This is a genomic window from Bilophila sp. 4_1_30 (genome assembly GCF_000224655.1).
GTDB classification, from domain to species: Bacteria; Desulfobacterota; Desulfovibrionia; order Desulfovibrionales; family Desulfovibrionaceae; genus Bilophila; species Bilophila wadsworthia.
Genome location: NZ_JH114234.1, coordinates 176,373 through 185,583, shown reverse-complemented (window position 1 = coordinate 185,583; position 9,211 = coordinate 176,373). Strand labels below are relative to the sequence as shown.

8 protein-coding genes and 2 pseudogenes are annotated in these 9,211 nt (G+C 60.7%); 7 read left to right on the top strand and 3 right to left on the bottom strand.

Annotated elements, in window-relative coordinates; all coding sequences use genetic code 11:
* Positions 1 to 294, top strand: a pseudogene (locus tag HMPREF0178_RS21180) (cytochrome b/b6 domain-containing protein); the annotation flags it as partial.
* Here the strand turns inward: HMPREF0178_RS21180 and HMPREF0178_RS16965 are convergent.
* Positions 295 to 1,662 carry a sigma 54-interacting transcriptional regulator gene (locus HMPREF0178_RS16965; protein ID WP_009381040.1) on the bottom strand — a complete coding sequence of 456 codons (1,368 nt, stop codon included), beginning with the start codon at positions 1,660 to 1,662 and terminating at the stop codon, positions 295 to 297.
* A gap of 229 nt (positions 1,663 to 1,891) precedes the next feature.
* Positions 1,892 to 3,643 carry an ATP-binding protein gene (locus tag HMPREF0178_RS16960; RefSeq protein WP_232281313.1) on the bottom strand — a complete coding sequence of 584 codons (1,752 nt, stop codon included), beginning with the start codon at positions 3,641 to 3,643 and terminating at the stop codon, positions 1,892 to 1,894.
* Positions 3,644 to 4,017: 374 nt separating this feature from the next.
* Between HMPREF0178_RS16960 and HMPREF0178_RS16955 the strand changes: the two genes are divergently transcribed.
* On the top strand, positions 4,018 to 4,500 hold the full coding sequence (locus tag HMPREF0178_RS16955) for a periplasmic heavy metal sensor (protein ID WP_009381034.1): 483 nt from the start codon (positions 4,018 to 4,020) through the stop codon (positions 4,498 to 4,500).
* A 200-nt stretch (positions 4,501 to 4,700) separates the two neighbouring features.
* On the top strand, positions 4,701 to 5,192 hold the full coding sequence (locus HMPREF0178_RS16950) for a periplasmic heavy metal sensor (protein WP_009381030.1): 492 nt from the start codon (positions 4,701 to 4,703) through the stop codon (positions 5,190 to 5,192).
* A 324-nt stretch (positions 5,193 to 5,516) separates the two neighbouring features.
* Here HMPREF0178_RS16950 and HMPREF0178_RS16945 read toward each other — a convergent pair whose 3' ends face one another.
* Entirely contained in the window at positions 5,517 to 6,743 is a 1,227-nt protein-coding gene (locus tag HMPREF0178_RS16945) for an MltA domain-containing protein (protein ID WP_009381025.1), read from the bottom strand.
* Positions 6,744 to 6,987: 244 nt separating this feature from the next.
* Here HMPREF0178_RS16945 and HMPREF0178_RS22675 point away from each other — a divergent pair, with 244 nt between their 5' ends.
* From HMPREF0178_RS22675 to HMPREF0178_RS22135, 4 genes and pseudogenes are all read left to right on the top strand, one after another.
* Positions 6,988 to 7,140, top strand: a complete 153-nt coding sequence (locus HMPREF0178_RS22675) for a sodium:alanine symporter family protein (RefSeq protein WP_009381023.1) — start codon at positions 6,988 to 6,990, stop codon at positions 7,138 to 7,140.
* Complete coding sequence (locus tag HMPREF0178_RS16940) at positions 7,137 to 8,327, top strand: alanine/glycine:cation symporter family protein (RefSeq protein ID WP_369737655.1); 1,191 nt, start codon at positions 7,137 to 7,139, stop codon at positions 8,325 to 8,327. The genes HMPREF0178_RS22675 and HMPREF0178_RS16940 overlap by 4 nt, the downstream gene beginning before the upstream one ends.
* A gap of 286 nt (positions 8,328 to 8,613) precedes the next feature.
* Positions 8,614 to 8,883: a hypothetical protein gene (locus tag HMPREF0178_RS16935; protein ID WP_232281312.1), complete on the top strand. Its 270-nt coding sequence runs from the start codon at positions 8,614 to 8,616 to the stop codon at positions 8,881 to 8,883.
* 120 nt (positions 8,884 to 9,003) lie between these two features.
* Positions 9,004 to 9,211, top strand: a pseudogene (locus HMPREF0178_RS22135) (APC family permease); the annotation flags it as partial.

Below are 9,211 nucleotides of genomic sequence, written 5' to 3'. Positions count from 1 at the left end.
ACGGAACAGCTCAAAAAGGACATTCAGGCCAGCTTGCGCTTCAAGATGGTTCCGCCGCGCCCGAAAGGGTTGGCAACCGCCGTGCAGGGGCTCGGGCTCGGCGCGCTGCTGCTCGTCGTGCTGAGCGGCCTGATCTGGTTCATCCTCTGGCGGAACGGATCATCGTTCGCAGGGTCGGCGCTGGAAACCCATAAAAACGTGACGCTCCTCATCGAACTGTATTTGATCGGACACGGCTGCATGGCCCTGCTCCACTTCTTCGTCTGGCAGCGCAACAAGGCGCGTCAGGAGTGATCAGTCCTGCTCCTGCCCGTACCGTTTGAGCTTGGTGTGCAGGGTCTTGCGGGAAATGCCCAGCCGCTTCGCCGCTTCGCTCTTGTTGTCGCCCACACTGTCCAGCATACGAAGGATGGCTTCGCGCTCCACATCCTCCAGCGTTGCGCCCTCCAGAGGAACGGACAGCGATGACGGTTCCGTATCATCCTCTTGTTCGTACGCCTGCGTTACGGCAAGCGGCAATTCGCGTTCCGAAACGTAACTGCCGAACAGCAGCACCACGGCCCGCTCCACCGCGTTCTCCAGCTCGCGGACATTCCCCGGCCACGGGTATTTGACCAGCATGTCCATCGCCTTGGGGGTAAATCCCTTCACATCCTTGCGGTTCCGCTCGCCGAAAACCTTGAGGAAGTGCTCCGCCAGAAGGGGGATGTCCTCGCTCCGCTCCTGAAGGGACGGGACCTGTATGCTGACGACGTTGAGCCGATAATACAAATCCTCGCGGAAGCGCCCGGCCGCGACCTCATCCAGCAGGTTGCGGTTCGTAGCCGCCACGATGCGCACATCCACCTTGAGGGTGGCGTCGCCTCCCACGCGCTGGATCTCCCGCTGCTGGATGGCCCGCAGGAGCTTGACCTGCATGAGCAGGGAAATTTCACCGATTTCATCCAGAAACAGCGTGCCGCCGTCCGCTTGCAGAAAACGCCCGTCCCGGCGCTTGTCCGCGCCCGTGAAAGCGCCTTTCTCGTGCCCGAACAATTCGGATTCCAGAAGGCTTTCGGTCAGGGCCGCGCAGTTCACCGCCACCCACGGGCCGTCCTTGCGCTGGCTCTGGTTGTGGATGGCCCGCGCCACCAGTTCCTTACCCGTCCCGGACTTGCCGTTGATCAATACCGTCGCCTCCGAAGGGGCCACAGTGTGGATCATCTCCAACATCCTCCGGACGGCGGGGCTGTTTCCCACGATGCCCTCCACCGGAACGGGAAAACGCTCGCCGGACCGGACGGCCTCGCTGTGTTCCAGCGTTTTGAACAAGGTGGACTTGAGCTGATCAAAGTCGAGGGGCTTGATGAGATAATCCACGGCCCCGGACTTCATGGCCTCCACGGCGGACTCCACGGCGGAATACGCCGTCATGAGCACGACCGGCACGGCGGGATTGTACTTGCGGATTTCCTTCAGAGCCGTGATGCCGTCCATGTCGGGCATACGGATATCCATCAGCACCACGTCAAAAGGCCGTTCGCATACCCGCGCCACAGCCTCTTTGCCATCCCCCGCCGACGTGACGGCCAGCCCCCAGCGCCCAAGGAGCGCCTCGAGCATCCCGCGATGCCCCGGATCGTCATCCACCACAAGAACCGTATGTGAACCTTTCTCAGCCATGCCATTCCTCAATTGATTCTCGATCAATCCAGTACACACAATCCCAATAAACCTTTCTTTTCCGCCTTCCGCCACAGTATGAACCTCATAAGAAATCCGGGAAAACAGCGATAAGAGATTCAATAAAGTCAAAAGCCTTGGGAAAAGAGGGTTGGGGGTCCGGGGAAGGGAGGGCAACCTTTTTTCAGAAAGGTTGCCCTCCCTTCCCCCGGCTCTCACCTACCCCCGCCTACGCCACAAACGGGAAACGAAGCTTGAACACCGTGCCCTCGCCGGGCGTGCTGGCGACTTCGATCGTGCCATCGTGCGCTTCCACGATCTTGTGCACGATGGAAAGCCCCAGCCCCGTGCCGCTGGCCTTGGTGGTGAAATACGGGCTGAAAATATCCGCCAGACGTTCGGGGGCGATGCCGCACCCCGTATCCGCAACATCCAGCGCCAGCTCCGTACCTTCCATCCGGGCCCGCACCATCAGCCTACCGCCATCGGGCATGGCCTGTACAGCGTTGAGAAACAAGTTGAGCAACACTTGCGTCATACGGTCCCGGTCCAGCCGTACGGACAACGGCGGCTCCGGCAGCTCGGCCTCAAACCGGATCTTGCGGGCGTCCATATCCGACCGCACCATGTCGCGGGCCCGCTCCACAAGCTCGTTCAGCGCGACATCGGTCAGGTTCAGCACATCGGGGCGCGCAAAATCAAGAAGGTCGCCCACCACCTTGTCCAGGCGGAGCACCTCCCTCGTCATGATGTCAGCCATGCGGCTTTCGTCGCTGCCTTCGGGGCTCGCTTCCATGAAGAAACGGGCCAACCCCTTAATGGCACTGAGGGGGTTGCGGACCTCATGGGCGATGCCCGCCGCCATATTGCCGAGCGCCACCAGACGGTCCCGCCGCCGCAGTTCGCTCTGGAGGCGCCGGATTTCCCCGAGATCGCGCATGATCAAAGCCGTGCCGATGGCTTCGCCCTCCTCGGTCACAATGTGCGAGGCGCTGATCGCCAACGGAACCCGACGCTCACCGACCGTGCACCAGGCCTCCTGCTCTCTCGCGGCATCCTGCGCCGTCCGCCCTTCGAGCACGGCCCATACGCCGGGCAGCAGGTCATGAAGGCCCCGCCCCGTCGCCGCCGTCCGGGTCAGCCCGGTGATGTCCTGCGCGGCGGGGTTGATGGATGTAATGCGATCGTCCATGTCCGTGGAAATGATGCCCACCGGAAGCGTCCGCAGGATTTCCGAAGAAAAGGCCGTGGTTTCCTGTACGAGCTTGCGCGAGCGCCTGTAACTCTGGATCAGGAACAGGGTAATGCAGCCCACCAAGCCTACAAAAACAAGAATGCCGAACATGACCGCCATATGCTTTTCGTCGGCGGCCTGTGCCTCCTCAAGGGGGGTGAGATCATACTCGACGAAAATAACCAGCGATGTGCCCTCGGCAATGCTCGCTTCCAACATGCCGCACGAGTCGCCGTCCAGCCCGCGCCTCATCATCCTGTGCCCGCCGCCATGCCTGCGGCGTTCCCCCTGCGGGACGGAAAACTGCTTATACACTTGGAATACGGGCATCCCATCGGGCAATTCCCTCGCATTCCATTTGACCTGCCGGGTCGGATCGAGCTCCGCCAGAACTTCCGGCGACAAGAAACTCGTGCCGATGAGTTTTGTATCGGCCGCCATCAGCACGGTCCCGTTACGGTTGGTGATCACCAGCGAAACGATGTCCGGCTGTTCCCCGACCTTGTTGAGCAGATCGCTCAGCACTTCATCGGACCAGTGATATCCCATACCGGTCCGCAACGCACCTTCCAGCGCGCTGATGAGCGCCGCCCCCTTTTCAAGGGTCAGCTGCGACGTGAAATCCGATTCGCGTTTGGCGTTGTGCAGCCCGAACACCACGATCCCCGCTGAAAACAGCAAGGCGCAGACCATGACGAACCACGGGAACAGCGTGAGCCACCGGGGCATTTTCTTTAACGACGACATATACACGTGAATATCCTTTTGCGGAGCGGCATCCGGTTGCCGGATCTTCGGATCCGAATTTTTTCTAAGGTACAGCAAAAACCATTCCCGGATTAAAACCGCTTTCGCCCCCCATTATCCGCAGGGTTCCCGGCGTCTCCACCCCGCCCCTGCCCAAGGGGTGTGGCGTTTTTACACACTCGAAAACGCGGTGTGGTTCCATTCTACCCACTCACGGGGCCGCTCGTGAAGCGCTGAATGACGCATTTTTATTTTAATGAATAAAATTCATGTATTACAAAACAACGCATACTTTGGCACGCCTGTTGCTATATGCTCAACAAGCCGTTTGGCTTCAACCTTTCAATCAAAACACCATTACTGGAGTACACACTATGAAGACTCGCGCTCTTATCGCCGCTTTCGCCCTTTCCGCCATCGTTCTCGGTTCCGGCGTGTCCGCTTTCGCCTACAACGGGTACCACAACAACGGTAACCACGCTGGGATGTCCGCGGTTTCTCCTGAAAACCAGGGTGCCTATGATGCCATGATGAAGGATTACTACAGCCGCGTATCCCCGATTCAGGACAAGCTGAACGCCAAGGGCATCGAGCTCGACGCCCTGTCCCGCAACCCCAACGCCAAGCCCGAAACCATTTCCAAGCTCGCCAATGAGGTGGCGGAACTCCGCTCTCAGCTCCGCGCCGAACGCATGACCCTCGGCGACAAGATGGAAAAGGAACTCGGTATCCGGCCCGGCCGCGGCATGATGGGCAACGGTATGATGGGCAACGGCATGGGCTACCACAACGGCGGCCGTCACGGTGGTGGTCACGGTGGTCATGGCGGCGGTTACGGTTCCAACTGCAACTACTAGCCTCCGAGCGCCCGGGGACGCTTCCCTCCCCGGAGCGACACACCTGATACGTTACAGGCGTGAAGGCCGCATGGAACCGTTCTCCGCCTCCCGCAGCAACCCGGAACGTGCGCGGCCAACCGCTTCACCATACATTCAGCATTATTCCAATAAGCTTACGTTTTTTTAACCTCTCAAACACCATCACAGGAGTACATACCATGAAGACTCGCGCCCTCATCGCCGCTTTCGCCCTTTCCGCCATCGTTCTCGGTTCCGGCGTGTCCGCTTTCGCCTACAACGGATACCACAACTATGGCAACCACGCCGGGATGTCCGCCCTTTCTCCCGAAAAACAGGGTGCCTATGATGCCATGATGAAGGATTACTACAGCCGCGTATCCCCGATTCAGGACAAGCTGAACGCCAAGGGCATCGAGCTCGACGCCCTGTCCCGCAACCCCAACGCCAAGCCCGAAACCATTTCCAAGCTCGCCAATGAGGTGGCGGAACTCCGCTCCCAGCTCCGCGCCGAACGCATGACCCTCGGCGACAAAATGGAAAAGGAACTCGGTATCCGGCCCGGCCGCGGCATGATGGGCAACGGTATGATGGGCAACGGCATGGGCTACCACAACGGCGGCCGTCACGGCGGCGGTCATGGTGGCCATGGCGGACACGGCGGCGGTTACGGCTCCAACTGCAGCTACTAGCCTCCGAGCGCCCGGGGACGCTTCCCTCCCCGGAACGACACACCTGATACGTTACAGGCGCGAGGGCCGTATGAAGTTGCTCTCCGCCTCCCGCCGCAACCCGGAACATGCGCGGTCAGCCGCTTCACCATAACTCCGAACGTTTCTTCAACAACCTCACTTCCGCACCGAGACCGAGGGGGACTGCCTCCCTCGGTCTCGGTGTTTTGTGCAAGGTTGGTTGCGGGAAGGAAAAGAATAAATGTATGAAGCCGGGCGCTGAAACGGCACGGCAACGGCTTTTCGGAATCCCTCGGAGGGAAAGCCTCACCTTTTCGGCAAGGCTCACTGTTTCGCCAACAACAGCCAGACCTGCCCCTGATTGTAAATGGTCATGGCCTGACGGTGGGCGTCTTCGCCTTCCCCGGTGTACATGTCGATGCGCCGCAAACGGATCGCGCCGCCGGTGTCGTGTGCGAAGCCGAGCCCTCTCCGGATGCCCTGCCGCTGTCCCGGAAGCGCGTAGGAAACAATGCCGCCAAGCGGCAGGACGCGCGGATCGACCGCCATGCTGACCCACGGCGTCAGTTCGCAACCCGCCGTCCCTTTCGGATGCTCGGCACCGAACCGGAAAAACACGTAGCCGCTGGAAGCGTTCAAAAAGGCCCTGCGCTTCTGGGGGTGGTTGTCCCACCACTGGCGGATACCCTGCATCGAGGCCTTGTTCCGCGGAAGTTCCCCCGAACGGATCAGGTAGCCCGCCATGCTCTGGCCCGAGTGCCCGTTCAGGCCCGCAAACAGGGCCGCCTGCTGCGTCCCGTCGTCAAAGGCCAGAATACCGGAACCTTCCAGCATCAGATCGTACGTCTCCACCGGATGCTCCAGCCACGCCATTTCCAGATTCCGGCTCTTGAGCGCTCCGTCCAGATCGATGTCCGCCCGGCTGTAATACGGGTCTTCCGGCTTGATCACCTGCAAAAAGGCGTCCTCGGGGCAGCTGTGCGTAGGCAGGCACCACGCCAGATCCGGGGCAAGCTCCTCCGGAAGACGGTAGATCGGATATTCGTATCCCGGCTTGCGCGTCCGGCTGGCCTGCATCACCGGCGAATAGTACCCCGTAAACTTGACTTCAGGGGCGACGCTCAGCCACTGGAACCCCTCTTCCAGCAGTTCGGGCTGGGCGTCGAGCCGCGGCAGTATCGCTTTCAGCTTTTCCAGAGACGCAACCACTTCTCCCCATGTGATCCGGATTCCGCTGTGTTCGGCGGCCCGCTCGTCCGGATTCCAGCTCCGGGCATACGCAAGGCTCCGCTCCAGCGCGGGGGCCAATTCCATCCACGAACGCAGCCCCATGGATGCCTTGTCCATACGGGCGATCTGCGCACGCGCCTGCTCCGCCGGGGCCTGCCGGAACAACGGGGACGGGGTATCCAGCGCTTCGACGGCGGGATGGGGCAACCGCCGGATCTCGGAAGAGGCGGTTGAGGCAGGGGCGGGGAAGGGCTCGGGGGATGGTTTGGCCCCACATGCGGCCAACAGGACGGCAAGGCACAGCACAAACGTTTTCAACATGGATTCCTCTTTGCGTGAAAGGGCGCATCCTCTGCCCGATTCCCCTCAAAAGGAACGGCGGCGCACAGGTGCGCATATACCCGGAACGGTATTCACCGGGTATGATAATAATGAAATTTTCCCCTGCAATACGATACACGACAGAGGGCGTTCCCTTTGAAGCGGGGACGTCCCGCACCGCCGCTGAACGGTGCGCGGCCACCATAGAGCCAAGCTCTCGAATACGCAACGCAGGAAGACAACGATGGAAACGCTGATACAGGCTTTGAAGGCGATCAACGACGTGATCTGGGGACCGGGTATGCTGATCCTGCTGATCGGAACGGGCCTCTACCTTACCTTGGGGTTGCGTTTCTATACGTTCCGCAACATCTTTTCAGCGTTCTCCATGCTCTGAAGGGCCGGACCTCCTCGGCTGGCGACAAGGGCGAGCTGACGCCGTTCAATGCCCTGATGACGGCCCTCGCGGGGACTATCGGCACGGGGAGCATCGTCGGCGTGGCCACGGCCATCCTTTCGGGCGGCCCGGGCGCGCTGTTCTGGATGTGGTGCACCGCTATGGTAGGCATGGCGACCAAATTTTCCGAAATCCTGCTTGCCGTCCGCTACCGTGAAGTGACCCCGGCGGGGAATTTCGTGGGCGGGGCCATGTACTTCATCAAGAACGGGCTCGGCGAAAAATGGAAATGGCTCGGCGGCCTGTTCGCCATTTTTGCGGCAATCACCTGTTTCGGGACCGGCAATGCGGTACAGACCAACGCCATTTCCGGCGTGCTCTGGGGGACCTTCGGCGTTCCGACATGGATCACGGCGCTGATCCTGTTTCTGCTGATCGCTTCCGTCCTGTTGGGCGGCCTGCGGCGCATCGGCAGCGTGGCCGGGAAAATAGTGCCCTTCATGGCGACCCTGTACACGCTCGCCTCGCTGCTCATCATCATTTTGAACATCAAGGAAGTGCCCGCGATGTTCCTGCACGTCATTGAGGAAGCCTTCACGCCTACGGCGGCGCAGGGGGGCTTCGCCGGGGCCACGGCTATGATGGCCGTCCGGTTCGGTATGGCGCGGGGCATCTTCGCCAACGAAGCCGGGCTCGGCAGCGGGCCCATCGCCCACGCCACCGCAACCTCCACCCCGATCAGACAGGCCACCATCGGGATGCTCGACGTGTTCATCACCACCATGATCGTGTGCAGCATGACCGGCTTCGCCATCCTCGTCACCGGCGAATGGACCGCCGTCGGCGCTCAGGGCGCTTCGCTGACCGCGCGGGCCTTTGAAACCGCCCTGCCGGGCGTGGGGTCGGCCATCGTGGCGATTTCGCTGGTCATGTTCGCCTTCACCACCATCCTCGGCTGGTGCGTGTACGGGGAACGTTCCGCGATATTCCTGTTCGGGGATCGGATTCTGAAGCCTTTCCGTATCCTCTACACCATCGTCGTGCCCATCGGCGCTCTGGCCCAGCTCGACCTGGTCTGGATTCTCGCCGACACCTTCAACGCGCTGATGGCTTTCCCCAACCTCATCGGCGTGCTTCTGCTGAGCCCTGTGGTGTTCAAGTCCGTACGGGAGAGCACACGGCCCTAAAACGAGCCGAGCCCGGACATTCGCCTTCCTGATATCAATCCGTTTATATCTTGGGATCGTTACTGTTTTTCGTTCTTCTCCTTTTTCCGTGATCCCCATTGACGGGAAGGCTCTTTACAGATATCTAACGGCAAATTTTCGTCATGGGTGCTGAATGACGCGTTTGAGCCGGTATTGGATACGACATTTCACAAAGAGCTTATGGTGGGCGCTGCTGCCTCTGATAAGCTTCTGTTTGTTGTACCCGAACGCCATTGCGCAAAGGCACCCCGTGCAGCCGTGCCTCATGCACTGTCAGGATGGCGCGTCCCTGATCCCGGCACAGCCGGATCAGCCGTCCGCCTATCTGGAAACCAAGTCGGCGCACCCTTTGGACAGGACTTCCGGAAAGGACGGCCCTCTTCTTTCGCTTAACGCCTCATCCTACGGGTTCTCCCTAGCGCTCCTTCAATGCGCCGCCTTCATTCCCCTTCCCGACATCCTGCCCGGGCTTTCCGAAATCCGGGGTATGCTTCCCTTGGCCCTCGCGCCGCCTTCCGTCTCCATCTCTCTGTAGCCTTACGCATTCAGCGGTTCTCGCGTTGCGCCCCATCGGGCGGACGAAGCCGTGCGTTATCCGTATCATATGCGCACCCGGGCCGCTTTTCCCGCCCTCAAACTGAAAAGAGATGGATATATGGATCACTCGACGGAATCTCAAACGGATCGCAAGGAACTCAAAAAAACCATGAGCCCGGCCGAAGTCTGGGCACTGGCCGTAGGGGCCATCATCGGCTGGGGCTGCTTCGTCCTTCCCGGAACCCGTTTTCTGCCGGATGCCGGGCCGCTGGGGACATGCCTCGCGTTTCTCATCGGCGGGGGGCTGCTGTGCACGGTGGCGCTCT

Bases quoted from the DNA above. Each gene is read 5' to 3' on its own strand.
- HMPREF0178_RS16965 (WP_009381040.1), bottom strand. From the start codon at position 1,662: ATGGCTGAGAAAGGTTCACATACGGTTCTTGTGGTGGATGACGATCCG.
- HMPREF0178_RS16960 (WP_232281313.1), bottom strand. From the start codon at position 3,643: ATGTCGTCGTTAAAGAAAATGCCCCGGTGGCTCACGCTGTTCCCGTGG.
- HMPREF0178_RS16955 (WP_009381034.1), top strand. From the start codon at position 4,018: ATGAAGACTCGCGCTCTTATCGCCGCTTTCGCCCTTTCCGCCATCGTT.
- HMPREF0178_RS16950 (WP_009381030.1), top strand. From the start codon at position 4,701: ATGAAGACTCGCGCCCTCATCGCCGCTTTCGCCCTTTCCGCCATCGTT.
- HMPREF0178_RS16945 (WP_009381025.1), bottom strand. From the start codon at position 6,743: ATGTTGAAAACGTTTGTGCTGTGCCTTGCCGTCCTGTTGGCCGCATGT.
- HMPREF0178_RS22675 (WP_009381023.1), top strand. From the start codon at position 6,988: ATGGAAACGCTGATACAGGCTTTGAAGGCGATCAACGACGTGATCTGG.
- HMPREF0178_RS16935 (WP_232281312.1), top strand. From the start codon at position 8,614: ATGCACTGTCAGGATGGCGCGTCCCTGATCCCGGCACAGCCGGATCAG.